Consider the following 26,195-nt stretch of genomic DNA (forward strand, 5'->3'; position numbering starts at 1 on the left):
TTATGGCGGTAACAAAACTCGACGTATATATACAATTTTCTAAACAAGAAAAACTCATAGGACAGCTCATTTTAGATGGTCGGAGTATATTGTTTAAATATAGTGATGCTTATTTAGAAACAGGAAAAAACCTCTCTCCAAATCAATTAAAGTTTGACGACAATCCTCAAACTACTAAAGAAAAAGCATTCAATGGTCTCTTTGGCGTGTTTGCAGACTCTTTGCCTGATGCTTGGGGATACTTGCTAATCAAGAAACGCCTCAGTGCTGATCGGATAGCCATTGAATCTCTCAATGCATTGGATCATTTGACATTTTCTGGGAAGAATAGTATGGGAGCACTACAGTACAGGCCAAGTGTCGAGTTGGAGCAGGAGGCTATGGAAATTAATTTAGATATACTAAACGACAATATTTCTGAAGTACTCAGCGGCGAAAGCAGTGTCGTAATTGATGATATGTTCAGAAGAGGAGGTAGTCCTGGTGGAGCACGACCAAAAATTTATGCAGGATATAATCCGAAGACAGATTCACTCATCAGTGGTATTGCTAATCTTCCTGCAGCATATGAACACTGGATTATCAAATTTGCAGCAGATGTAGATTCGAAAGATATCGCCAATATAGAGTTGGCCTATTATAAAATGGCATTGGATTCAGGGATCGAAATGTCCGAGTGTAGAGTGTTTAATAGTGACACCGGGAACAGTTATTTTGGAACCAAACGATTTGACCGTATTGGAAACAATAAGCTTCATATGCTCTCAGCTGCAGGACTTCTCCATGATGACTATGAACATAGTACCCTTGATTATGGAAATTTAATCTTCCAAGCAAAGAAGTTAACAAATAACGCACAAGCTGCTGAACAAATGTTCCGTAGAACTGTTTTCAATGTGCTGTCACATAATCGTGATGACCATTCTAAAAACTTTGCATTCCTAATGGATGCTGAAGGGGTATGGTCACTTGCACCAGCATATGACTTGACATTCTCCTCATCTTCTCAGGGATATCATAGTACAGCTTGCGCGGGAAACTATGTAGATCCAGGAAGGAAAGAATTACTGGAATTGGCGAATGAATTATCGATCAACAAAGCAAAGGTAACCATAGATGAGATAAAGGGCATCGTCGATCGTTGGAGAATATATGCTGAATTGTCTGGAGTTTCCGAATCCTCAATAAAAACCATAGAAACGAGTCTGAAGACCATTCGTTCAAGATTTTAGATTATATCCGGGTTTCGTAAATGACTTTTCAAAAGAAGAAATCAAAATAAATTAGGTTTCTGGGGAGTTTCTAAAAAGGTGTATTATCAGTCCAGTTCTCTAAAGTTCAATTAAACGATTGTTTTTTCAAGTGATGAGGCTGAACATTAAGGCCGGGTTTTAAATAATTCCCCCTATTTTGCCCCCTAAAAATTTAAAAAACCCTGAAAATCAATTTGACCAAAACAATGAGCAGGCAAAAAAATAATTAAATCAAGTAAGTGCCGTAAATAGATTTTGACACCAAATATGACACCATAAAAAATATAAATCCCTAATAATCAAATGATTAAAAGGGATTTAAGTACTCGAGGCGGGACTTGAACCCGCACGACCAGATGGTCACAGGATTTTAAGTCCGGCGTGTCTACCAATTCCACCACTCGAGCGTGTCCTCCGTAACCTTGGCGACGGAGGGCTGGACTTCAAACAAAAAAACGCTGGCAAGCAGCGTTGGTTTATTGAGCGAAAAACGGGATTCGAACCCGCGACCTCCACCTTGGCAAGGTGGCGCTCTACCAACTGAGCTATTTTCGCATTTGTAAGAACATACTATCTTATCTCGATAGCGGGAGCAAATTTAATACAATTCTATAAAAAGCAATAATATAAAAATGATTTTTTGAACGGAAAATAATGTGTTCTTACGATGTTGCTTTTTTATTCTTGGTCAGCAGGCGCTTAATCTCGTTTAGTTTCATCAGGGCCTCAACGGGAGTTAGGGTATTGATGTCGAGATGTGTAATTTCTTCTTTGATCTGTTCCAATAACGGGTCGTCCAAATTAAAGAAGCTAAGCTGCATTTCATTTTGTACAGAATTTAACTTGTCGGTCAACTCTTCACTGGAATGGGATTTCTCAAGCTTTTTAAGAATTTTGTTTGCTTTATGAATAACCTGTTGGGGCATGCCGGCCATTTTGGCCACATGTATACCGAAACTGTGCTCGCTTCCACCCGGGGTCAGTTTTCTTAGAAACAAGACATTGTCTTTGAGTTCTTTGACCGAAACATTGTAATTTTTTATCCTTTCGAAAGTGGCGGCCATTTCATTAAGCTCATGATAATGTGTGGCAAATAAAGTTTTAGCCCTCGCAGGATGTTCATGCAAATACTCTGAAATGGCCCAAGCGATTGAAATTCCGTCGTACGTACTTGTGCCTCGACCGATTTCGTCTAAAAGCACCAAACTTCGTTCTGAGAGATTGTTCAATATCGAGGCCGTCTCGTTCATTTCGACCATAAAGGTCGATTCGCCCATAGAAATATTATCGCTCGCCCCGACACGGGTAAATATCTTGTCTACATAGCCAATATTCGCCGATTCTGCCGGAACAAAACTTCCCATTTGTGCCAACAGAACGATTAATGCGGTCTGTCGTAATATCGCCGATTTACCGCTCATATTGGGCCCAGTGATCATGATAATCTGCTGGTCGATGCGGTTTAGGCGCACATCATTGGCTATATAGGCTTCTCCCAACGGTAGTTGTTTTTCAATGACGGGATGACGTCCGTTCTTTATTTCAAGTTCGGTCGATTCAGTAAGCTGGGGTTCTACATAGTTATTTTCTTTGGCAAGTTGCGTAAACCCACAGAGGCAATCAAGTCGGGCGATTTGATATGCATTGGTTTGAACCGGGGCAATGTATTCCTGCATCCAAACGACCAATTGCGCGAATAGCTGTTGTTCGAGACTTAAGATACGTTCTTCGGCACCCAAAATCTTACTTTCGTATTCCTTTAATTCTTCGGTAATATAACGTTCGGCGTTGACCAAGGTCTGCTTGCGGATCCAAGTTTCAGGTACTTTGTCTTTATGGGTGTTTCGTACTTCGATATAATATCCAAAGACATTGTTTGAAGCAATTTTTAGGGAAGTAATTCCCGTCGCCTCGGTCTCGCGCTGCAGCATTTTGTCAAGATAATCCTTACCGGAAAAGGCCAGATTGCGCAATTCGTCCATCTCTTCGGAATAGCCATGGGCGATGGTCTTCCCTTTGAGCATATTGACGGGGGCGTCTTCATGAATCATCTCCTTGATTTTTGCCCGCAACATATCGCACGAATGCAATTGATCACCAAGGATCTTGAGCGCTTCATTGGTACTTTGGCCTGACAATTGTTTTATAGGGACAAGGGCTTCCAATGAATTTTTGAGTTGGATTACCTCCTTGGGATTGATTTTCCCGGTTGCTACTTTGGAAATCAGCCGCTCTAGGTCTCCGATTTGCTTTATGTTATGTTGAAATTTTTGTAAAAGGGTTTCCTCGGTCGAGAGATGGGCAATGACCTGATGCCGCATGCTGATTTTCTCGATATTCTTGAGCGGAAGTGCCAGCCAACGTTTCAACATTCGCCCGCCCATTGGCGAAATGGTCTTATCGATAACATCAAGTAGGGTAACGGCATTTTGATTCGTCGAATGATAAAGTTCGAGGTTTTTGATGGTAAACCGATCCATCCAAATATGATCTTCTTCCGCTATTCGTTTTAAGGTAGCGATATGCTGAAGTCTTCGATGTTGTGTCTCTGATAAATAATGTAGTACCACGCCTGAGGCAATAATGCCATGGCTCAGGTGGTCGACACCGAAGCCGCGCAATGAATTTGTCTTGAAATGGTTGGTCAGGGTCTCTAGTGCGTAATCGTCTTGAAAGACCCAATCTTCCATATAAAAAGTATGGAACTGGTTGCCGAAAATTTCTGAGAATTCTTTTTTATGTTCTTTGGAGACAAGTACTTCATTTGGAGAAAAGTTTTGTAACAACTTGTCGATTTGCTCTTCATTGCCTTCAGCGGTCAGGAACTCGCCGGTCGATATATCGACGAAGGAAATTCCAAGTAATTTTCTTCCAAAATGAACCGCGCAGAGAAAATTATTGCTTTTGGCATTTAAAATGTCATCGTTCATAGCTACCCCAGGGGTCACCAGTTCGGTGACACCACGCTTGACGATGGTCTTGGTCATTTTTGGGTCTTCCAACTGGTCGCAGATAGCGACCCGTTGCCCCGCCTTTACCAATTTTGGGAGATACGTGTTGAGTGAATGATGTGGGAAACCGGCCAGTTCGGTACGGTCTCCACCATTGTTGCGATGGGTTAGAATGATGCCCAGAATTTTTGATGCCTTTACCGCGTCTTCCCCGAAAGTCTCGTAAAAATCGCCCACACGAAACAACAACAACGCATCAGGATATTTGGTCTTGATGGTATTATATTGCTTCATCAAAGGGGTTACCTTCTTTGTTTTTGCCGTTTTTCCCAAAGCGATTGGAATGGTTTATTTTTGCAATTGACTTCTAAAAACGAATGTACCCATTCTGCCATGGAAATTACAGTATTGTTGATATTTTGGGGATAAGTTTTTATGTGTCCCAAGGCAATCAAGCACTCAATAAACCTTAACCCATAATCTGAAAATGCGTAAACTAAAAAACGAGGAACTTGATCGGCTCGATGTCGATGCGTTTAAAAAAGCGGACAAAGTTCCCATAACGGTTGTGCTGGATAATATTCGCAGTCTAAATAATATCGGATCGGTATTTCGAACGGCGGATGCTTTTTTGATAAAGAAAATCTTTCTCTGCGGAATTACGGCCAAACCGCCACACAAGGATATTCACAAAACGGCCCTCGGTGCCACGGAAAGCATGGATTGGGAGTATCGTCAAAGTACGGTCGAACTTATTGAAGAACTAAACGCAAAGGGTTATGCTACTTGGGCCGTGGAGCAGGTCGAGAAAGCGACCATGCTCAATTCCTTTACAGTGTCAAAAGATAAGGAGTATGTATTTGTTTTCGGAAACGAGGTAAAAGGGGTTTCTCAAGAAGTAGTCGATATATGTGATGGGGTGCTCGAAATTCCACAATACGGCACAAAACATTCGTTGAACATTGCCGTAAGTGCCGGTATCGTTATTTGGGACATTTGGTCTAAATTAAATGCTTAGGTAAATCTATTTCTCAATAATTCTACGGGCCTGTACCAGTAGGAAATGCATAAATTTTTTCTGTTAGGGAGATAAAGTTGCTGTTTTTACCTCCCCTTGGGGGAGGTCGGAATTGCCTTTTAGCAATTTCGGGTGGGGTATAAAAAAACCCTGACGATTTTGTCAGGGTGACTATATAGTTTGAGTTAGTTAGTTGAAAATTATTTTATTGTCATTTCCGCGAAGGCGGAAATCTCATCGATTTGCGACCCCTAAGAACGGAAATCCATTTTTTCTATGCAAGAAATTTGCTAAAATTATGTTAATTCAATTGTGCCAAGGCATAGTTTTGAATGGCGATTAAAATGTATTCATAGTCGTCTTGCGAGCTTAAGAAATCTCTATTGCTGATGTCGATGACCAAGCTATTCAGCTCAGGAAATCCTTTTATATAATCAAAATAGCCCCGGTTGATTTTTTCTAGATAATCCGGTTTTATATCCTGTTCATAATCTCTTCCCCGCTTTTTGATATTTTCTAATAATCGCTCCGTAGTTTGGTACAAAAAAACATAGATACGCGGTTTCTTGACCTCTTTGTACATGAAATCGAATATTTTTCGATAGAGGATAAATTCATCTTTTTGCAAGGTGACCTTAGCAAAGATCAATGATTTGAAAATATCATAGTCGCTTACCATAAAATTTTTGAAAAGGTCGTATTGCGAAGTATCATCCGAAAATTGCTGGTAGCGATCCGCTAAAAAAGACATTTCCAATGGGAAGGCATAACGGGCCTGATCTTGGTAGAAATTGGGGAGGAAAGGATTGTCCGCGAATCGTTCTAGCACTAATTTTGCGTTAAAATCGATTGCTATTTTCTGTGCCAACGATGTTTTTCCTGCGCCAATATTTCCTTCGATGGCAATGAATTCCATTTTTGAGAACAAGGCTTCCCGGCTTTTAAAAAGTCGTAGTTCGGTTTTGTCTATGGCACTGGTATCCTTACATTCCTGCAAAAGATTACGGATGTCTTTTTTTAAAATGGGATGGTAAAATTGTGGTGCGATATCTGCCAAAGGGCGCAGTACGAAACGCCTTTCTTGAATCTTTTTATGGGGAACGGTCAGTGTATCCGAATCGGTAACGTCTCGATTAAAAAAAATAACATCGATATCGACGTTGCGCGATACGTAACTGGAAGCCGAACCGGTTCGGTCTCGGCCCATTTTTTTTTCAATGTCCAGAATTCGATCTAAGACCTCAGAGGCATCCATCTGGGTTTCTAGACATACGCACATATTCAGAAAATCATCCCCTTTAAAACCCCAGGAAGCGGTTTGATAGATTTTCGATAGCTCCTTAACTTTGCCAATGTGCTTCCCCAATAAGAAAATAGACTGTTGTAAATGCTCCAGTCGATTTCCTAGATTACTTCCAAGGGAAAAATAAACGGTATTGATTGGGCTCATAGTAGTGGAACAAAGTACGTAAAACTTGACGAGATGATGGCCCAAGTTATGCATTTTCCCTATTGAAATAATATGAAAGGATAAATTGAACATTGAACCCATCTTGATTATTCTTCTACCTACGATTTTCACATTTTGTGATCTAATGATGGCTTTTTCTCACAACGTAGCTATGGCTATGCTGCTCAAAAAAGCCATCATTAGATCACAAAATCCGAAAATCTCGGTTCCAAACAATAATCAAGATGGGTTCAATGGTTATCTTTGTGCTTCGTTTTATAAAACCGATCTATGAATTTTTTGAGAAATCTTCTTGCCGCAATTCTTGGCTGTCTAATCGCTTTCGGTATCATGTTTGTCATGTTCCTCATTTTTGCAAGCCTTTTCGGAAGTGCCGAGGATGGAGTTGTCGTCAAGAGCAATTCCATTTTAGAACTACAGTTGCAACAACCCATTAGCGATTATGTCGGTAATGACGATACGGATCCCTTTGTAGGTATCTTTCAACAAAATCAGGGTCTGGACGAAATTTTGCATGCTATCGAAGTGGCCAAGGACGATGAAGATATCAAGGGCATTAGCATCAATAATAATTTCATTATGGCGGGTCTCGCTCAGACGCAGGCCATTCGCAGGGCACTTTCAGAGTTCAAGGAAAATGGCAAGTTCATCTATGCCTACGGGGATTTCTACATGCAAAAAGATTATTACTTGGCCAGTGTGGCCGATTCGATTTTTTTGAATTCGGTCGGCATCCTTGATTTTAAGGGCTTGTCTTCCGAAGTATTATTTTACAAGGATCTTCAAGAGAAAACAGGTATAAAAATGGAGGTCATCCGCCACGGAAAATATAAAAGTGCCGTTGAGCCCTACCTCGAAAACCAGATGAGCGATGCCAATCGTACACAGATAAAAGAATTGATCGGGTCGTTATGGAATTCAATGGTTTCCGAGATTGCGAGTACACGGAGTATAAGTGAAGAAGATTTGAATACCATCGCCGACACCTTGGGAGGAAGGACCCCTCAATTGGCAAAACAAAATGGATTGATAGACGACGTGCTGTTCTACGATCAATACGAAGCAATATTACGTAAAGCGGTCAACCTTGATCCAGAGGAAGATATAAATTACATTGCCCTCGAGGATTATGTGAGACGTTCCAATAAAAAGATTACCAAGAAGGGTGCTGATAAGGTAGCCATAATATTCGCCCAAGGGGAGATATTTTATGGTGAGGGAGGCCCGAACATAGTAGGTCAGGGAATTATCAACAAGGCATTGATCAAAGCGTCAGAGGACGAATCGGTCAAGGCCATTGTCTTGCGTGTCAATTCGCCTGGCGGAAGTGCCCTTACCTCAGACATTATATGGCGCGAGGTCGAGTTGGCCAAAAAAAGAAGCCGGTCGTAGTATCGATGGGTAATGTGGCCGCTTCAGGAGGCTATTATATTGCCGTTGGAGCGGACAAAATCTTTGCAGAGCCCACGACCATAACAGGTTCGATTGGGGTTTTCGGTACCATACCGAATATTCACGAGTTGGCGGGTGATATAGGAATCAATGCCGAACAAGTGGGTACGAACAAGAATTCGGTGGACTATTCCCTTTTTGAACCGATGAGTGATGAATTCCGTAATGTGGTTCAAGAAGGTGTGGAACAGACCTATGAAACCTTTTTGCAACGGGTATCCCAAGGTAGGGGCATTTCGATGGCCGAGGCCGATAGCATGGCACAAGGTCGCGTCTGGAGTGGGGTCGATGCCAAGCGATTGGGACTAGTAGATGAACTGGGCAATTTGGAGGACGCCATTGCCGAAGCGGCCAAACTGGCCAATCTAAAGGAGTACGGTATCAAGAAATTCCCAAAATATAAATCGGGATTTGAAAGATTACTTGAAAATATGGCCGGGGCAGGAGCAAAGACCAAATCGAAAATCATAGAAGAAGAAATCGGCACAGAAGCCTATTCGATTCTAAAGGAGGTGAAATCCGCCATGGAACAAAAGGGAATTCAGGCCAGAATGCCTTTTGTATTAGATATAAAATAATCGATGACAAAAAAGGATAAGAAACTGGCCTATCAAATCTATTTGTATTTGGGGGCACTGTTCATTACCTCGCTGGTGGTATCGAACCTGATATTCCAAAAATTCTTTTATTGGAATCCGTTTGGCGATGTGCAAGTATATGGGGTTTCGCTCTTTGAGATTTCCGTCGGTGTACTTCCTTATCCCATTACCTTTTTGATTACCGATCTCATTTCGGAAATTTTTGGAAAGAAAAAAGCGAATCAAATTGTTACCGCGGGTATTTTTGCTTCTTTTTTTCCATGGGGATTATTTTAGTGGCCGATATCGCTCCAGCAATTCCTTCTTCGCCCTTAAGCGATGAAACTTTTAGTCAAGTATTTTCACTTTCGCCACTCGCGGTTCTGGCCTCGATGTTGGCGTATTTGGCGGCCCAATATGTTGATATCGCCATCTATCATTTTTGGAAAAAAGTGACCAAAGGCAAATACCTTTGGTTACGGAACAATTTTTCTACTTTTTTATCGCAATTCATTGATACGTTTACCGTCGTTGGGCTGTTATGCATTTTCAAGGTACTGCCGTGGGACTTGTTTTTCGGCCTTGTGGTAAGCGGCTTTCTTTTTAAGATTTTTATAGCATTTCTTGACACCCCTTTCCTCTATTTCTTCGTATATCTTCTTAGAAAACGATTCGGCCTCGAAATCGGGGAGGAAATAAAGTTGGAAGTTTAGAGACTGTTTTGGAATATGTGATTAGAATTGTTAAAGGTCATTTTTGATGCCATTTTAGGCAAAATTTTATAGCATAGCCGTAGCTACGGTCTAAAATTTTAACGAAGAATGGCGCAAAAAGGGGCATCACAAAATAATCGACATATTCCAAAACAGTCTCTTAGAAAATTCTTAACCCTCCCGTTGTAATATTCCGTCTCTTTTTCTGTTATAAAAGTGCCTCAAATAAGCTCCACCATGAAAAAGAAGATTTTCAAGATTATCGGTATCGTTTTGCTTTTGATAATCGGTTTGCTCATAGCCGCGCCGTTCATTCTTGAAGCGAAGATCGGCGAGCTCATCAAAAACAATGTCAATAACAACGTAAATGCAACCCTCGACTTTAGCAATGCTGATTTAAGCTTGATCAAAAGTTTTCCGAATGCCGATTTGCGACTTCAAGATGTTACGTTGATAAATAATGCTCCTTTCGAGGGCGATACGCTTTTTGCCGCGAAAGATGTTGGTTTGACCTTGGGCATCAGCGAACTGTTCAAAAGTGCCGGCGAACCCATCGGAATAAAGAATCTAAGCTTAGATGGTGCCAATATACATGTAAAAGTGAATGAGGAAGAAATTGCGAACTATGAAATCGCAAAGGAAGATAGTACCGCTGAGACTAAAACGGGAGCTTCCGAAGGTTTTTCATTGGACCTACAATCCTATGAGATTTTGAATTCAAAGGTCATTTACGATGATAAAGCTGGGGAGATTTATCTGGTCGTTTCAGATATTCAGCATACGGGCAATGGCGATTTTTCGGCCACGACCTCTGAACTGGATACTTATACTGAGGCCTTTGTGACTTTTGAATTGGACAGCACCAATTACCTCAACAAGAATAAAATCAAATTAGATGCCATTATCGGTATTGATCTAAAGGAAGATAAGTACACCTTTTTGAAAAATGAAGCTTTGGTCAATCAATTGCCTTTGGTTTTCGAGGGATTCGTAAAAGTGAACGAGAACAGTCAAGACATCGATATCAGTTTTAAAACGCCTTCTTCCGATTTCAAGAATTTTTTGGCGGTTATTCCTGAAACCTATTCACAGAACATTTCAAATGTACAGACCACCGGAGATTTTACAGTTGCGGGCGAGTTCAAAGGTGTTTCCGATGAAGAACATATACCCAAGTTCAATATCAAGATCAATTCAGAGAACGCTTCCTTTAAATATCCTGATTTACCGAAGTCGGTCAGTAACGTTTTTATCGATACGAAGATTATCAATACGACAGGCATTGCCGAAGACACCTATGTAGATATCGATAGGCTCTCTTTCAATATCGATAGCGACCGGTTCAATATGGTTGCCAAAATCAAAGAATTGATGGGCAATACCAAAGTAAATGCTCATATAGATGGTAAAATGAACTTGGCCAATATTAAAAAAGCATACCCTGTTCCGGCGGATTTGAATTTAAAGGGACTTCTTAACGCCGATATCACTACGGCCTTTGATATGGCCTCCATTGAGAACAAACAATACGAAAACACCCAAACGACGGGACAACTTGATTTGAGTGATTTTGAGTACGCTTCTGAAGAGACGCCGAACCCGATTAAGATTCAATCAACTTCCCTAACTTTTAACCCAAAGACGGTTACGCTGAACAAATTGAACGGCTCAACGGGACAAACGGATTTCAATGCTACAGGTACCATAAATAACCTTTTAGGTTTTATGTTCAACGACGAAAAAGTGGAAGGAAACTTTGACCTGAAATCGAACACCTTTGCGCTGAACGATTTTATGGTGGCAGAGGAAACTGCTACGGAAGGTTCCAATACGGAAGGAGAGAAAAAACCAACATCCCCAGAAGAAAAAATTAAGATTCCGTCTTTCTTGGATGCGAATATCAATGCCTCTGCAAATACCGTTTTATATGATAATATTACGTTGAATGATGTAAAAGGAAATCTACGGATAAAAGACGAAAAAGCTGTTTTGAGCAATATGACCTCCTCGACTTTAGGAGGGAAACTTGCATTTGACGGAGAGGTTTCCACGAAAAATGAAACCCCGACCTTCGCCATGAAATTGAACCTTGATCAACTCGGAATAACAGAGACCTTCAAGACCATCGAGCTTTTGCAGACCGTGGCACCTATCGCAAGTATTTTAAAAGGAAAGTTGGACTCACAAGTGGAACTATCCGGGGCATTGAACGATGATCTGACCCCCGATTTGTTGACCTTGAGCGGAGACGTGTTGGCCAATATTTTTACTAGGGATTTTGAGACCGTTTCTTCCCCACTTCTTAATGCATTGACATCGAAACTCGATTTTATCGATTTGAAGCAATTGAACCTTGACGCTTTGAAGACCAGTCTTTCTTTTAAAAATGGTCTGGTCAGCGTAAAGCCATTTACGATAAAATATAAAGATATCGCCATCAATGTGGATGGTGGCCATACGTTCGACCAAAAATTGAACTACAAGGCTTCCATGGAGGTGCCCGCGAAATACCTGGGTTCCGAAATCAATCGATTGATTGCGAAAATCGACGACTCTGCTTTGGAAAACCTTACGATTCCTGTAATCGCTAATATTGGCGGTAATTATTCGAGCCCCAATGTGACTACCGACTTGGCGGGCGGGGTAAAAAGCTTGACCACAAAACTGATCGAGATCGAAAAACAAAAACTCATCAACAAAGGTAAAGACAAGGCCAAAGATTTAATTGGCGGCATACTTTCCGATAATCAACAAAAACGCGATTCTACGAAGAAGGAGAATCCAGCCAAAGAAGATGCAAAAGAAATATTGACCGGAATTTTGGGAGGCAATAAAGCCAAAGATTCCATAAATACAAAAACGGACTCCGTTCCCGTTAAAAAAGAGGAAGAGGTAGTCAAAGAAAAAGCTAAAGATATTTTAGGTGGACTGCTGGGGCGAATGAAAAAGAAGGATAGCGTCGATTAACGGTCTCACGATTGCCAACTTAGCCTAGTGTTAGGGAGCCTTTTCTAGTTGCAAGTAAGTATAAAATAGTTTGTGGTCCTGATTTTATTCTGTCGATTTCCCACTCATACTTTTCCGTTCCCTTCAAGTTTTTCACGAGTTCATTCATCTCTTTTATAGAATAAGTTCGCAACGACGAAACTGTTCCGTCCCAGAGAACGAACAAGGGAACAATTGGAATTAAATATGTAAAAACAATTCGCCCAAGTTTAAAGGGTTTGATAAAAGGTGTGCTGAGAAAAACTACGAAAGGTGATAACAACATCGCCAAAATACTGGGGAGACTTCGTTCTTGTGCTTCAAAAACAGCAATCGGATTATCGGTATCAATGGCATTTTGTAAAATCTTCTTTGCGTCATTTGGCCTAAAATGATGCAGTGACAGAAATTACGTTCTTAACCCCACTAGCTCTATTGGAACTTTCCTAGCATCGATGGGTTCTTCTATGAACTCAAAATTATCTGCTTCCTTCTTAGTAAATTCAAATGCGGGTATGTTTGGATAATAGTCCGTCAGGATTATCTTAAGGTCTGGTATTCGTTTCTTCAATTCAGTGTTCAACCATAACAGTCCGCCACCACCACCAGAACCTAGGTCAATGATTTGATTGGTTTTGCTTGCTTTGAGACCTTTTTCAATCACGGGTACGACGGGTTTGTACATTTTGGTCTTGTTTGACATAAATTGCAAGAAGTCGGTTCCATAATTTCTTAAAAAGGTCGGGAACCACTTTTGGTCTTCCAATTCGAATAAATGTATTCTTCCCATTTTGATTTCAATATGTGCTACAACTGTTTTCCAGCTTTTGCTGGACAAGATTGTCATATGCTTTTTTGACGGTCCGCTTCCCTTTTCAATAGTTGATATGCTTCTTTAGCTTGTTCATAATGTCTTTGCTCATGGGCAACTATTATTTCAAAAGCCATTTCTAATTTGTAAACGATGTTCTTATTGGCTGGGGATGAAATTATCACTCCTTTGTTGACCAAATCTTTGGATTGGTTAATCATCTCCTTTAGTTCTAATTGATGATTTTTGAGTCTTTCCAAAATCCCTTTGGGAATTTCACTTTTGGCAGGTTCCCAAATCGGAAAAGTTTTAATTTTCTTTTTCCTATCCGGCTGTACAGCTTTCAAGACTGTTTTTCCACAAAATGAAACTACAAATCCAATTTTTGATAAAAAAGGAGCTTTGTACTTACCTTTTCTTAGGGCTTCCACTATTGGGAAATATGTACTATTTATTACAATTAAATGGTCAATATTCTGGGCTATACTCCAAGTTTCGGATTTAGGTTTCCAATTCAGTTCTTCGGAATTCAATGCGCCAAATGATTCATGAAAATTATGAGTTGTTTTGTCTATTTGTTCAATCCATTTTTTCATTACTATTTCTTTTTACTAACAACCTTTGATAGGCGACCCAACCCGGTATTATGCACTAATCAATTTTACCGTGTGGTCGTCTTATTTTGGTTTACTTTTCCTTTTTTATTTGCCGGAATCAAATCACTAGTATCTAGGCCTTCTTTTCTGATCGCTAAACGGCAGTAGTTTTTTCCTGAATTTGATTGGGATTCCAAAACTATCAAAGTGCCTCCAGCGGCATTCATTAGTTTTCTGTCGTAATTCATCAATTTATTGCAGGCTTCTACATTTCCTGTTCCCCTGAGTGGGCATTGCAAATGAATTTCCGTGTAGGCAGTGTTTTTTTTTATTTCTCCTATTTTAAAATATTCTCGACCATCTTCGGGCATCAATTCTTGCCAAATAGTTGCTAGTTCTTCCACGTTATTGGCAATGTTGGGCTTATTTAAAAAAATAGTAAGACGAGCCAATTGATTAGTGGCCCATTGTGTTAAGCCATTAAATAAATTTCTCTTTGAGAAAAAAGCTAAAATGCTTAAAGAGATATTAAATGCGGTCTGGCTTTCCAACAGTCTCTTCATTTCGATCTGGCTAATAGGTTGTCGTTGGCTTTTTTAAAACGACCAGAGTTTCTTTGTCCGCCATTTTTATTATAATGTTAGTTACTGACTTTTTCTTCATACTCCGGACAATCAAGACGAATCTCATGATTCAACAACTTCTTTTGAAGTAGGTTACAATAGTCCGTCTTCTTATTTTTCTGATAAAATTTACACCCGTAACATGTCCGTTGAATACTTAAAATTCCGTTGCGATTTAATTTGTAAATCAATTCGCTCAATGTCTTGAATAAACTTTCCAATTCTGCTTCGTTAAAGGTATCAATTTGTTTTTTTAACGGATTTGAAAAATCATACGTTTGCGAAATTATATAATTTCCTAAATCGGATAACGCTATTGAATAACTACGACTATCGGATGATGAAAAATCTTTTTCAATCATTCCTTTTTTGTCCAAAACTCGAACGGCGTCACTAACCGTTGGTTTGGTCACATTAAATTCCCTTGCAAGATGACTTACATTACACAAGCTCTTCTTGTGGAAAGCTATGAAAATCAATATCTGAATTTGAATGGGACTTAAACCCACCAATTTCGCCTTATCCCATAACAAGATTTTAAATACTTCAGAAACGCGTTCCAATCCTGCAACGATTTTACTTGAAATATCCTTTTGTTGTTGTTCTGGATTAAATGTACTTTTCTTCATAAAATGTCCCGCTGTTTAGCGGGACAAAGTTAGTAATCCTAATTAAATGAACCACAATTTTCTATTTCGATTATCGCGTAGCCTTTTTCGTTTATGGAAGCTATAATCTCTGGATTAGCCTGTTCAATATGACAAAAGCGACATTCATTTGCACTTAATTCGTTTGAAGGTACAGACTTGCTTTTTAGGTAGTCCAGTCCAAAATTAAATATGCTTTGTACATCTTTTAAGTCACTAGGTACGAGGATGTCGAAGTGCATCATTTTTCCATCTTCTCTTTTAACGTAAGTGTCCCAAACTGAAATTTTCATCTACTTAACTTTATAAGGTAATGACAGGTCGCCACTTGCTATACTGAACACTTCATAGACCCCTAACATGGGTAGTTTGTCATCGCTTGTATTTACTTTCATAAAAGCGGTAACACCGTCGTAGTTAAAATCCGTTTGGTTATTGATTCTATAGTCGGGAACAATTACCTTGATTTTATTTGCCTTGGCCGTAACGGGATATCCAGGGGAGTCCATATACATTGGCATACCTGGATTTGTTGGAGGTAAGACCACCGTTTTATCAGCTTTCTTGAATTGCTTTACGGAAAGACCACCAGCAACTCTCTTGTCTTCGTGAAGCACTACCCAGTGCGGGTGCCAAACTATTCCGTCATTATCGAATATCTTGTCGCTGTTCTCGTCCCACAATGGAGTATCATCAAAATCGGGATGTGAGGTCAAGGCTAGTGCGATAATGCCATCCGTGTGGCCGAAACCAACATCCGTAGGGTTTAAGTTGGTTGGAAAAACATATGCCAAAACTGGTGCACCATCAAGTTGACCAACTTTTTGCGGTGTGGTTTTTCCCGCTGTTCTGTTTACGTCTAGCTCCCAAATGGTTATTCCTAAATCTTCTTTATGGACTACCCTAACTTCCTTAATGGCAAAGTCATCATTTTTATAAGGACTTTCCTGTGCACAGGATCTTGTATTGGCCAAAAGCATTAATGCTGAAAATATTAACATTGATTTCATTTGTATTGTTTTTAAGAAGCTAGGATTCCAAAAAATTAGGAATCCTAACTATAATGATTAATAAAATTACCCTTTTACATCGGCCATTGAAGCACCGAAGTTTATATGCAGTGTACTTCCATTAGGTGTAACTAAAGCCGGTACAGATTTAACGCCTGCTTTTTCAGCTTCGAAGATTCTATTTCTATTCTCGCCAATATTGACTACTTCAACATTGTTGGATCCGACTAAATTTATGATGTCGTGCTCTGCACTTACGCAAACAGGACAACCTGCATGATAAAAAATTGATTTACTCATTTTAAAAAGGATTTAGTATTCTTTGCACTATTGCGATACAAATATCGTAAGGAATCCTAACTATACAAATTTATTTTTTTAAATAATTTAATTAGAACCCTCTTATCGTCGAAAAATTAAGTCAAATTACCTTGCTTGAGAAATTCTAGTTGGCTAAGTGGAGGTTAGGTTATTTTATGTCCATTCCCACAAAATACCCCTCACTCCCCCGAACATTAAAAACAGTATCATCTTCAAAAATAAGATACTGCCCTTTGATGCCTTTTAAAACCCCTTCAAAGTTCGGTGTTTTAGACAAATTCAAGCTTTTCACTTTTTCAGGGTAACGAAGTACGGGGAATTCCAAATTGGTCTCCGAATTACTTTCAATAAAATACTCGGCTGCTTCTTCAGGAATGTATTGCCGTAGCTTATTTCGCCATTCTACAAGGTTCTCATCAACAACCTCGTTTTTAAGCATGGTGCGCCAATTCGTTTTGTCACCGATATGGTCTTTTAGGGCGACCTCCGTGATTCCCGCTAAATATCGATTGGGCACTTCGACTATTTCAATCGCTTCATGGGCGCCTTGGTCGATCCAACGGGTGGGCACTTGAGACTTTCGGGTAACGCCGACTTTGATATTACTTGAATTGGCGAGATAAACGATATGCGGCTGTAGCTGTACTTTTTTTCGTATTCCAGATCACGGTCCTCTTTATCTAAATGCGCGGTACTCAGTTCGGGGCGCATAATCCAATCGCCGGCCGAAGGAATATCGAAAAAGCAACTTTTACAAAACCCTTGTCGGTAAATGGCCCGGTCTTGGCCACAATTCAGACATTGGGACTTTATAAAATTGATTTCCAAGGTTTTGTCCAACACTTGGTTGACGTTCAGAAAATCGTTCTCGAAAACCATATAGTATTGAATCGGACTCCCGATTTCGGTCTGCATTTTTCGTAATACGCCTTCGTACTGCATAAGTGAAATTCTTTTTTGAAAATGATAACTATAAGGGCTAAATTTAACGAAATCAAAGATACCCAAAAATGCCTATTCCGTTGTTCAATTCGATTGCCTCGTGGCTGTTGAAAAAGCGCTATCATCAGATAGAACTTTTTCTAAAGTATCCCGAAGAAGTGCAGGAAGAGGTATTACATCAGTTGTTGGAAATCGCCGAGGACACCGAAATAGGAAAACAATATGATTTTGAGTCTATCAACAATTATGAAACCTTTCGCGATCGGGTGCCCATCCGTTCGTATGAAGAAATAGAACCGATTATCGAGCGCACCCGGCGTGGTGAGCAGAATATTTTTTGGCCGACTTCGATAAAATGGTTTGCCAAAAGCAGTGGTACGACTAACGCCAAGAGTAAGTTTATTCCCGTAAGTGAAGAGGCCTTGGAAGATTGCCATTATAAGTCGGGTAAAGATTTGCTCTGTCTTTATCTAAACAATAATGAAAACTCACAACTCTTTACAGGCAAAAGCCTTCGGTTGGGCGGCAGCAAAGAATTGTATGAAGACAACGGTTCTTTTTTTGGAGACCTTTCTGCTATCTTGATCGATAATATGCCGTTATGGGCCGAATTCAGCAGTACACCGAGCAGCAGGGTTTCCTTGATGAGCGAATGGGAAAGTAAACTACAGGCCATCATCAAAGAAAGTACACAAGAAAATGTAACGAGTCTTGTCGGTGTACCATCTTGGATGTTGGTGCTTTTGAACAATGTCATCGAACAAACGGGCAAAGACCATCTGTTTCAAATCTGGGAAAATCTGGAAGTCTATTTTCACGGCGGGGTCAGTTTTAATCCGTATAAAGAGCAGTATAAAAAATTGCTTCCTAGAAAAAGTTTTAAGTACTATGAGATTTATAACGCGTCAGAGGGTTTTTTCGCCATTCAAGATCGAAACAACGCCGACGACCTTTTGTTGATGTTGGACTACGGAATTTTTTATGAGTTCATCCCCATGGATTCCTATGGCACTGAATTACAACAAGCGATTCCCCTTTGGGAAGTCAAAATCAATACCAACTACGCCATTATCATCACGACCAACTCCGGACTTTGGCGCTACAAAATAGGGGATACGATACGGTTTACCTCCAAAAATCCCTATCGAATAAAAGTTACAGGGCGTACCAAACACCATATCAATGTTTTCGGGGAAGAGCTGATCATCGAGAATGCAGAAGAAGCTTTAAAAAACATCTGCAAAAAGACCGGTGCCGAAATAAAGGACTATACCGCAGGTCCCATTTTCATGTCCGGTAAAGAAAAAGGTGCGCATGAATGGATTATAGAATTCAGGAAACCGCCCGAAGAACTCGATTACTTCACGGAATTTCTGGACAATGCCCTAAAATCACTGAACTCCGACTACGAGGCAAAAAGATATAAGAATACGACCTTGAACATGCCCAAAGTACATGTTGCCCGTGAAAACCTTTTCTATGATTGGCTAAAATCAAAAGATAAACTCGGAGGGCAACATAAGATACCCAGACTTTCTAATAAAAGAGACTATATCGAAGAGTTGTTGAAGATGAACGGTTGAAATAGTTTTATCTTAGGGAATATATTTCCGGAATATGACGGCCGTTTTCAATTTTTTGATGATAGCAGGGGCGATACAAGGTTTTGTATTCAACATCGCGACCTTTCTTTCCAGAAAGCAAATAGAAAAGCCCGTTCTTTTCTTGAACCTCTTCGTGCTTTTTCTCTCCTTGAACAACTTGCAGTCATGGCTGATCGACAAGGGTTTTATTTCGTATGCCTATTATACCGTACCTTTTTATGTGCTGCTGGCCCCGATGTTCCATGCTTTTCTTATCTATTATCTAGGGATTGAAGAGAAGCGAAGACCTTATTTTAAACTTACGGCGGTCATCTTTCTTTTGGAACTGGTTTCAAGGGCGGTACTTCTATTTATGATTAGAAATGGGAGTTTGGGCGAGTACCATATTGAATTATACAATGCTATAGAGGACACCGTTACCCTCTGTTTCTCACTATTCATCTTTTATAAGGTTTTGCAGGTGTTGTTCCGGTACCAAAAATTGTACGCTTCCATTTTGACCTTCGATGATTTGAAATGGATCAAACGCTTGATTCAAATCGGCGGGGTAGTGCTCTTTTTTTGGGGAATTGCCGTGTTATTGAATTTTGTGTCAGAAACGATCAAGGCACCATTGAGTTATTATCCGCTGCGATTAAGCACTTCCATTCTTATTTATTGGATAGGATATCAAGGGTTCTTTAGATATGTCATATTGCAAGATCGAATCGGGTTACGACGGGAAATTAGAAAGACAACAAACCTTCTGGAACGACCGAAGCCAGAAGTTCACAATCCACAAAAAAATGAACGGGAAGCCAACACCTTCAATGACCTGAATGCCCAAATCATAGCAGATAAGAAGTATTTGGATCCTTATTTAAGCTTGGAAAAATTGGCGGAAGAATGCGGTATCGGCACAAGCAGTCTTTCTAAATTGATCAACACCTATTCGGAAAATAATTTTGCGGATTATATCAACTTCCTCCGCATAGAGGAATCTAAAAACCTGCTTTCAGACCCAAGTTTTTCTGCATACACCATTGTTGCTATCGGTCTTGAATGCGGTTTCAACTCAAAATCTACCTTTTATACCGCTTTCAAGAAATTTACAGGTCAAACCCCGACTCAGTTTAGAAAACAGCATTCCTAATACGTTTCTAATTTGTCCGAATTCTTCCAAATCGCATGATTTTGGACAGTCACTCCTCTTTTCAAATCTAGTTTTGTTTGAAACTTTAAAATTAGAAATTATGGAAAAGCTGTTTTTTATTATTTCGGTCACTATGTATTGCTGTGCTTTTGGTCAAGAAAACCTGGTCTTTTTGGAATTGGGCGGCAATGGGGGATTCTTTTCAGTGAACTATGAACGACAACTTACAAAAGAACCAGGTCTAAGTCTTCGGGCCGGAGTCGGAATGACCGCTTTTGATTTTGAAAAAGTGGAACCTGTTGAGCCGGTTCCTGGTTGTGTGGGTTGTGGTATTTTCACTAATATGCCGGATTTTGTCGTATCCATTCCGATTTCCGTGCAATATCTATTTGACCTAGAGCATAATAATTATCTGGAAACAGGTTTGGGGTATACGTGGCAGGCTCCTAAAGATACGTATGATGAAAAATCGGTTCATGTGTTCCATGGTGCTATCGGTTTTAGAAGATATTTCGGGAAGAGTCAAAAATGGATGTGGAGAATAAACCTCTCTCCGATTATAGGTGTGGCAGGCGAAAATGTATATCGAGAGGAAGGGCCTGACATTTGGGGAGGAATTTCCATTGGTAGAAGGTTCTGTTTCTTTAATCGCCATTGAAGTGCCACAGCCCAGATTTCAGTTATAAAAAGTGACATGTGTCTATTAATGGCCTACTATCAATTTCTAAATCTATAGTTATGAAGAAAAACATCGTTTATACAACGGCACTATTAATGGGACTGTTCGTCTTTCTGAACATATCTTGTTCTAAGGATGATGATGGCATTTCTAGCACCAAAACGATTCTTAAGGGAAGAGTTTTTGATAAGCAACGAAATCTGAATATTGAAGACTACAAAATTGTCCTGGTTAGATTTTATTATGTTTCAGGAGGGTTTATGCAGCCTGGTGGTTATACTAAGGAAACAATCGATTCTGTGTATTCCGATCTAAACGGGTCATATGAAATGGAGTTTGACTTTGTTGATGGGGAAGAATATGGTCTGTTTGATGAAAATCCATATATCTCAGAGTATATCGAATGGGCCCCGATACAGGCGGGCGAAGTGAATGTTAGGGATATTAATGCTTGGTATCCGTCGATTCTTAAACTTGAGGTCGAAGTTGTCAATAATATAAATCCTCCATTGAATATATCAAATGAAGTTATCACTGATGACGATTCATATTTGAATTTCGGCCATGAGAGTATTTATGAAGAAAACACTACAGAGACAATTTATCTAAAGACAAAGCCGAATTCAGATATCGAGCTTCAATTTTATTATAATACCGGATACACAACGGAAGATTACCATTTAATAACTGACCCCGTTCAAACAGGTTTGAACGATACCCTGTCATTACAATATAAGGTTGATTGTTCCGGTTTTTAGAATAGTCCATAAAGATAAAACTGACCATACTGACTTGGATAAAAGCGAACTACAACGAAGATTTTCCTCAGATAAACAAATAAATGCGGTAATCCTTCGTTAAATGACCAAATTGGCCTTGAATTTAACCTCAACTACCAATTTAAACTTATTAGTATGGCAGAAAGATTAGTAATTGTATCAGATATGTGGGGGGCTAAAAAGGGCCTTTGGATAACTTCTTATTTAGGTTATTTACAGCAGTACTACGATATTACTTTTTATGACAGCCAGCAATTGGCCAATATCGACCTGAAGATAAATACAGAAGAAAATATACATAACGAGTTTGTAAATGGAGGTATCGATACTGCTGCTTCACATTTGTCCAAAAGAGAATCTGAACCTTGCCATTACTTGGCCTTTAGTACAGGTGGTACTATAGTATGGAAAGCAGCCCAACTAGGCTTACCAGTAAAGTCGTTGTATCTAGTTTCTTCAACACGAATTAGAAAAGAAAACGAAAGACCCGATGCTCCGGTAACTCTTGTGTATGGTTCCAATGATGTGAACAGACCTTCGGAGAATTGGGCCAAAAAAGTCGGAGTTGATTTTGATATCGTTCCAAACTTTGGCCATACCTTATATTCCGATGAAAAGATAATCCAAAAAGTGTGTTTAGAACTTCTGGCCAATGTGACCCACAAAGTAGATAAGAAAAAGGTAGTCTAAAAAAATCTAAATAGTAATAGCTAAAAAGCCGTCACTTAGGAGACGGCTTTTAGTTTTTTGATAGTTTCGTGCGACAGCTTATCTTCTGCATAAGGCTTTGTTACCTTAAATTCTTTCTCCCCACTACTGGGCATCTCGAACATGGCGTCTGTAAATATGGCCTCGCAAAGGGAGCGTAGACCTCTGGCCCCCAATTTATATTCAATGGCTTTCTTAACGATATAGTCCAAAGCCTGTTCCGTAATGGTAAAGCTGATGCCATCCATATCGAACAATTTCTCATATTGTTTGATAATAGCGTTTTTAGGTTCCGTTAGAATGGCTCGTAACGTTTTTTCGTCCAAGGGATTCATATAGGTCAGTACGGGTAGTCTTCCGATAATTTCCGGAATCAGTCCGAATACCTTTAAATCTTTAGGAATAATATATTGTAGGATGTTGGTCTCGTCCAAGTTTTCATCTGATTTTGAGGCACTATACCCAACGGCCTGCATATTGAGGCGTTTTGCGATGGCACGTTCGATACCGTCAAAGGCACCTCCTGCAATAAAAAGAATGTTCTCGGTATTGACCTCGATAAATTTCTGATCAGGATGTTTTCTTCCTCCCTTTGGTGGTACGTTGACTACGGTACCTTCCAAAAGTTTTAGAAGTCCTTGTTGTACGCCTTCCCCTGAAACATCGCGTGTAATAGAAGGATTATCGCTTTTACGGGCAATCTTGTCTATCTCATCAATAAAGACGATACCACGTTCGGTTTTTTCGAGATTATAATCCGCAGCCTGGAGCAAGCGAGTCAGAATACTTTCAACATCCTCGCCCACATATCCTGCCTCCGTAAGTACCGTAGCATCTACAATTGCCAAGGGTACATTCAACATTCGGGCAATTGTTTTGGCCATGAGGGTCTTTCCTGTACCGGTCTGGCCGACCATAATGATATTGCTTTTTTGGATCTCAATATCACTATCTTTAGAGGTAGGCTGCAACAACCGCTTATAATGATTGTAGACTGCAACGGACATTACTTTTTTGGTGCGTTCTTGCCCAATGATGAACGTGTCTAAAAATTCCTTGATTTCCAAAGGCTTTTTCAGGACCAGTTCTGAAGAAAGGTCATTGGTTTTGGTCTGCTTCGATTCTTCGGCAACAATGCCGTGGGCCTGCTCAATACATCTATCGCAAATATGTGCGTCAAGACCGGCGATCAATAAATTGGTCTCCGGTTTTTTTCTACCGCAAAATGAGCATTCCAGATTTTCTTTTGCCATAATTGTTTCTCTCTTTCACAAAACTAACGAAAGAATTAGGGTTTTGGTTTATTTGATCGACGTGTGACCGAATTATACATGGGTAATTTGTCGGAATTAATTCTTGTCCCTTACCAAAATCTCATCGATCATACCATATTTTTTGGCTTCATCGGCTTTCATCCAATAATCACGGTCGCTATCATCATGAACTTTGTCAAGTGTTTGACCTGAGTGCTTTGCGATTATTTCATAAAGTTCTTCTTTTAACTTCAATATTTCCCGTGCGGTTATTTCAATATCGCTGGCCTGGCCTTGCGCACCGCCCATAGGTTGATGGATCATAACACGTGAGTGGGTCAGGCCACTACGTTTCCCATCCTGTCCGGCACATAATAGAACAGCGCCCATAGAGGCGGCCATTCCTGTACATATCGTGGCAACATCGGGCTTAATAAACTGCATCGTATCGTAGATGCCCAGGCCGGCATAGACACTTCCTCCCGGAGAGTTGATGTAGATCTGAATATCTTTGGATGCGTCGACACTTTCCAAAAAAGCAATTGGGCCTGTACAATGTTGGCTACCTGATCGTTGATGCCCGTACCAAGAAAAATAATACGATCCATCATCAATCGCGAATAGACATCCATGGCGATCACGTTCATCTGTCTTTCTTCTATGATATTCGGTGTCATATTCACCGGGTACATACTGCTCATGATCTTTTCATAATACATGCTGCTGATCCCTTGGTGATTTATAGCGTAATTTTTGAATTCTTTTCCGTAATCCATTCGTTTCTTCTCGATTTTAGTGATAAAAAAAGGTGCCGAAAGTAAATTTCCGGCACCGTAAAGATACTTATTATTTTTTTGAAAATTATCCGTATACCTCTTTCACAAAGTTTTCATAGGTTACCTCTTTGGTCTTCAAATTGACCTTTTCTTTGTATAGATTTAGTAATTTTTGGCTCATCAATTGTTCCGATAATCTTTTTACCTCTTCTTGGTTGCCCAATATCCTCGCGGTGATGTTTTCCAACTCTTCTTCCTGAGGATTCATTTGGCCAAATTGCGCCATTTGTGATTTGATAAATCCTTTGGCAAATTCTTTAAGTTCGTCGAATTGAATTTGAACATCATTGTCTTTGATAATCTTTCCTTCAATGAGCTGATAGCGAAGTCCTTTTTCAGATTTTTGGAACTCTTCGTTCGCCTGCTCCTCGGTAAGCGGTTGTTCACCGGTCATCTGAATCCATTTGGTTAAAAACCCTGTCGGGAGTTCAAACTTCGTATTCTCTATAAAATACTCGGTAACATCATTTAAAAGCTTTTGATCGGCTTGTTGCTCGAACTGCTTTTCGGAGTCTTCTTTGATGCGTTGCTTTAATTCCTTCTCAGAGGTAATGGTACCCTCACCGAACAACTTATCGAATAATTCTTGGTTCATTTCGGCAGGTTCGCGCTCGTTGATCTCAGCAATTGTAAAATCGACATCGATATTTAGCTTTTCGGCTTTTTCTTGAGAAATTCCCAAGGCACTTGAGACCAAATAGTCTTCTTTAAATAGTCCTTTGGTATTTAGCTTGACGGTATCGTTCACTTTACTGTCAACAAGTGCCTCCAAAGCCTTCTTGTTTTTTATCTTATCAAGTTCAATAGTGGTCTTGTGCTCGATTTCTTCAGCTTCGTTCAATAACGTGCCCGTGATTTCGTCTTTCTTGCCAACACTGGCTTTACTGACCAGTTTGCCGTATTGTTTCAAAATACGTTCCACCTGTTCGTCGACCATCTTCTTGTCGGCAACGATCTTATAATGCGTGATTGCTTTCTTGGTTTTTAACGGAACTTCAAATTCTGGGGCAAGACCCAGTTCGAACTCAAAATCAAGTTGCTCCTTGTTCCAATCAAAATTATCTTGTTGCTTGGGCAATGGGTTACCAAGAACGTCGAGTTTTTCTTCGGTAAGATATTTGTTCAGGTTGTCTTGAAGCAGTTTATTGACCTCGTCGACCAAAACGGCTTTTCCGTATTGCTTCTTAATGAGGCCCAAAGGTACTTGGCCTTTTCTGAAACCGGGAATATTTGCCTGTTTGCGATAGTCTTTTAAGATTTTATCGACTTTATCCTGATAATCGTCTTTGCTAATGGCGACCTTTACGACCGCGTTCAGGTCATCGATCTGCTCTTTTGTAATATTCATCTAAGTATCTATTTTGCTCCTATAAAATGGGATGCAAAAATAGCATATTTTCCAAAGCCCGCCAACTTTTTGGGAACAAGCTTCGGGTCATTTCAAAAACCTATTTATCCTCCTTTAAAAGAGAAAATAAAATGGATTGTAGAAAAGACAACAACAAGCTGAAAAGCAATGCCCACCCTAGGCCTTCAACGTTAAAACCGTCGATGAAATGATCGGCGAGCAGAATTATTAGCGCATTGATCACCAGAAGGAACAGACCAAAAGTCAGTATGGTGACCGGAAGCGTAAGAATAACGAGTATGGGCTTCACAATAAAATTAAGTAGACTAAGCACGACAGCCACGATTATTGCCGTAATATAAGAATCAACGGATACGTTGGGAAGTATTTTCGAAAGCACCACCACGGCCAGAGCACTAAGAAGAATTCGTAAAATGAGTTTCATAAAACTTGTATTTAAAGGATATTCTCAAATGTAAGAATTA

22 protein-coding genes, 2 tRNA genes and 3 pseudogenes are annotated in these 26,195 nt (G+C 39.9%); 11 read left to right on the forward strand and 16 right to left on the reverse strand.

Going from position 1 to position 26,195, the window contains the following annotated elements; genetic code table 11:
- The first annotated feature begins 2 nt into the window (after positions 1 to 2).
- The gene (locus N8A86_RS13495) at positions 3 to 1,232 is read left to right on the forward strand and encodes a type II toxin-antitoxin system HipA family toxin (RefSeq protein ID WP_273565876.1); all 1,230 of its coding nucleotides are present in this window, start codon (positions 3 to 5) and stop codon (positions 1,230 to 1,232) included.
- Between the two features lie 344 nt (positions 1,233 to 1,576).
- On the opposite strand, the gene N8A86_RS13500 is transcribed toward N8A86_RS13495, so the two are convergent.
- The 3 genes from N8A86_RS13500 to mutS form a co-directional block, all read right to left on the reverse strand.
- Positions 1,577 to 1,660, reverse strand: a tRNA-Leu gene (locus N8A86_RS13500).
- A gap of 75 nt (positions 1,661 to 1,735) precedes the next feature.
- A tRNA-Gly gene (locus N8A86_RS13505) sits at positions 1,736 to 1,808 on the reverse strand.
- A 107-nt stretch (positions 1,809 to 1,915) separates the two neighbouring features.
- Entirely contained in the window at positions 1,916 to 4,498 is a 2,583-nt protein-coding gene (gene mutS / locus N8A86_RS13510; protein WP_273569068.1) for a DNA mismatch repair protein MutS, read from the reverse strand.
- A gap of 193 nt (positions 4,499 to 4,691) precedes the next feature.
- Here mutS and N8A86_RS13515 point away from each other — a divergent pair, with 193 nt between their 5' ends.
- Complete coding sequence (locus N8A86_RS13515) at positions 4,692 to 5,222, forward strand: RNA methyltransferase (RefSeq protein ID WP_273565877.1); 531 nt, start codon at positions 4,692 to 4,694, stop codon at positions 5,220 to 5,222.
- A gap of 301 nt (positions 5,223 to 5,523) precedes the next feature.
- Here the strand turns inward: N8A86_RS13515 and folK are convergent, their stop codons facing one another.
- Complete coding sequence (gene folK / locus N8A86_RS13520; protein WP_273569069.1) at positions 5,524 to 6,672, reverse strand: 2-amino-4-hydroxy-6-hydroxymethyldihydropteridine diphosphokinase; 1,149 nt, start codon at positions 6,670 to 6,672, stop codon at positions 5,524 to 5,526.
- Positions 6,673 to 6,963: 291 nt separating this feature from the next.
- Here folK and N8A86_RS21620 point away from each other — a divergent pair, with 291 nt between their 5' ends.
- From N8A86_RS21620 to N8A86_RS13535, 4 genes and pseudogenes are all read left to right on the forward strand, one after another.
- Positions 6,964 to 8,085, forward strand: coding sequence for a S49 family peptidase (locus N8A86_RS21620; protein WP_337251607.1), 1,122 nt, complete (start codon positions 6,964 to 6,966; stop codon positions 8,083 to 8,085).
- Positions 8,043 to 8,723: a S49 family peptidase gene (locus N8A86_RS21625; RefSeq protein ID WP_337251608.1), complete on the forward strand. Its 681-nt coding sequence runs from the start codon at positions 8,043 to 8,045 to the stop codon at positions 8,721 to 8,723. The genes N8A86_RS21620 and N8A86_RS21625 overlap by 43 nt, the downstream gene beginning before the upstream one ends.
- A gap of 3 nt (positions 8,724 to 8,726) precedes the next feature.
- Positions 8,727 to 9,436 (forward strand): annotated as a pseudogene (locus N8A86_RS13530) (queuosine precursor transporter).
- A gap of 237 nt (positions 9,437 to 9,673) precedes the next feature.
- The gene (locus tag N8A86_RS13535) at positions 9,674 to 12,403 is read left to right on the forward strand and encodes an AsmA-like C-terminal region-containing protein (RefSeq protein ID WP_273565878.1); all 2,730 of its coding nucleotides are present in this window, start codon (positions 9,674 to 9,676) and stop codon (positions 12,401 to 12,403) included.
- Positions 12,404 to 12,830: 427 nt separating this feature from the next.
- Here the strand turns inward: N8A86_RS13535 and N8A86_RS13540 are convergent, their stop codons facing one another.
- The 8 genes and pseudogenes from N8A86_RS13540 to N8A86_RS13575 all read right to left on the reverse strand — a co-directional run bounded on the left by N8A86_RS13540 (position 12,831) and on the right by N8A86_RS13575 (position 17,371).
- Positions 12,831 to 13,259 (reverse strand): hypothetical protein, encoded by a 429-nt coding sequence (locus tag N8A86_RS13540; RefSeq protein ID WP_273565879.1) that lies wholly within the window; start codon positions 13,257 to 13,259, stop codon positions 12,831 to 12,833.
- Positions 13,260 to 13,264: 5 nt separating this feature from the next.
- Positions 13,265 to 13,828 carry a DinB family protein gene (locus N8A86_RS13545; protein WP_273565880.1) on the reverse strand — a complete coding sequence of 188 codons (564 nt, stop codon included), beginning with the start codon at positions 13,826 to 13,828 and terminating at the stop codon, positions 13,265 to 13,267.
- A gap of 65 nt (positions 13,829 to 13,893) precedes the next feature.
- A complete protein-coding gene (locus N8A86_RS13550; RefSeq protein WP_273565881.1) occupies positions 13,894 to 14,379 on the reverse strand; it encodes a hypothetical protein in 486 nt (161 codons plus the stop codon).
- An 89-nt stretch (positions 14,380 to 14,468) separates the two neighbouring features.
- Positions 14,469 to 15,080, reverse strand: coding sequence for a MarR family transcriptional regulator (locus N8A86_RS13555; RefSeq protein WP_273565882.1), 612 nt, complete (start codon positions 15,078 to 15,080; stop codon positions 14,469 to 14,471).
- Positions 15,081 to 15,118: 38 nt separating this feature from the next.
- Entirely contained in the window at positions 15,119 to 15,391 is a 273-nt protein-coding gene (locus N8A86_RS13560) for a DUF2024 family protein (RefSeq protein ID WP_273565883.1), read from the reverse strand.
- On the reverse strand, positions 15,392 to 16,108 hold the full coding sequence (locus tag N8A86_RS13565) for a hypothetical protein (RefSeq protein ID WP_273565884.1): 717 nt from the start codon (positions 16,106 to 16,108) through the stop codon (positions 15,392 to 15,394).
- 66 nt (positions 16,109 to 16,174) lie between these two features.
- Positions 16,175 to 16,408 carry a thioredoxin family protein gene (locus N8A86_RS13570; protein WP_273565885.1) on the reverse strand — a complete coding sequence of 78 codons (234 nt, stop codon included), beginning with the start codon at positions 16,406 to 16,408 and terminating at the stop codon, positions 16,175 to 16,177.
- A gap of 169 nt (positions 16,409 to 16,577) precedes the next feature.
- A pseudogene (locus N8A86_RS13575) lies at positions 16,578 to 17,371 on the reverse strand (DUF2797 domain-containing protein).
- 68 nt (positions 17,372 to 17,439) lie between these two features.
- Here N8A86_RS13575 and N8A86_RS13580 point away from each other — a divergent pair.
- The 5 genes from N8A86_RS13580 to N8A86_RS13600 all read left to right on the forward strand — a co-directional run bounded on the left by N8A86_RS13580 (position 17,440) and on the right by N8A86_RS13600 (position 22,255).
- Entirely contained in the window at positions 17,440 to 18,954 is a 1,515-nt protein-coding gene (locus tag N8A86_RS13580; protein WP_273565886.1) for a GH3 auxin-responsive promoter family protein, read from the forward strand.
- A 34-nt stretch (positions 18,955 to 18,988) separates the two neighbouring features.
- On the forward strand, positions 18,989 to 20,107 hold the full coding sequence (locus N8A86_RS13585) for a helix-turn-helix domain-containing protein (RefSeq protein WP_273565887.1): 1,119 nt from the start codon (positions 18,989 to 18,991) through the stop codon (positions 20,105 to 20,107).
- A gap of 100 nt (positions 20,108 to 20,207) precedes the next feature.
- A complete protein-coding gene (locus N8A86_RS13590) occupies positions 20,208 to 20,765 on the forward strand; it encodes a hypothetical protein (protein ID WP_273565888.1) in 558 nt (185 codons plus the stop codon).
- An 80-nt stretch (positions 20,766 to 20,845) separates the two neighbouring features.
- Positions 20,846 to 21,544 (forward strand): hypothetical protein, encoded by a 699-nt coding sequence (locus N8A86_RS13595; protein WP_273565889.1) that lies wholly within the window; start codon positions 20,846 to 20,848, stop codon positions 21,542 to 21,544.
- Positions 21,545 to 21,700: 156 nt separating this feature from the next.
- Positions 21,701 to 22,255, forward strand: a complete 555-nt coding sequence (locus tag N8A86_RS13600) for a hypothetical protein (protein ID WP_273565890.1) — start codon at positions 21,701 to 21,703, stop codon at positions 22,253 to 22,255.
- 35 nt (positions 22,256 to 22,290) lie between these two features.
- Here the strand turns inward: N8A86_RS13600 and clpX are convergent, their stop codons facing one another.
- The 4 genes and pseudogenes from clpX to N8A86_RS13620 all read right to left on the reverse strand — a co-directional run bounded on the left by clpX (position 22,291) and on the right by N8A86_RS13620 (position 26,155).
- Complete coding sequence (clpX, locus tag N8A86_RS13605; RefSeq protein ID WP_273565891.1) at positions 22,291 to 23,526, reverse strand: ATP-dependent Clp protease ATP-binding subunit ClpX; 1,236 nt, start codon at positions 23,524 to 23,526, stop codon at positions 22,291 to 22,293.
- 96 nt (positions 23,527 to 23,622) lie between these two features.
- A pseudogene (gene clpP / locus N8A86_RS13610) lies at positions 23,623 to 24,302 on the reverse strand (ATP-dependent Clp endopeptidase proteolytic subunit ClpP).
- 85 nt (positions 24,303 to 24,387) lie between these two features.
- Complete coding sequence (gene tig, locus N8A86_RS13615; RefSeq protein WP_273565892.1) at positions 24,388 to 25,710, reverse strand: trigger factor; 1,323 nt, start codon at positions 25,708 to 25,710, stop codon at positions 24,388 to 24,390.
- Between the two features lie 100 nt (positions 25,711 to 25,810).
- Positions 25,811 to 26,155 (reverse strand): phage holin family protein, encoded by a 345-nt coding sequence (locus N8A86_RS13620; protein ID WP_273565893.1) that lies wholly within the window; start codon positions 26,153 to 26,155, stop codon positions 25,811 to 25,813.
- Positions 26,156 to 26,195: the final 40 nt, after the last annotated feature.

This window comes from Maribacter halichondriae, assembly GCF_027474825.1.
Lineage (GTDB): Bacteria > Bacteroidota > Bacteroidia > Flavobacteriales > Flavobacteriaceae > Meishania > Meishania halichondriae.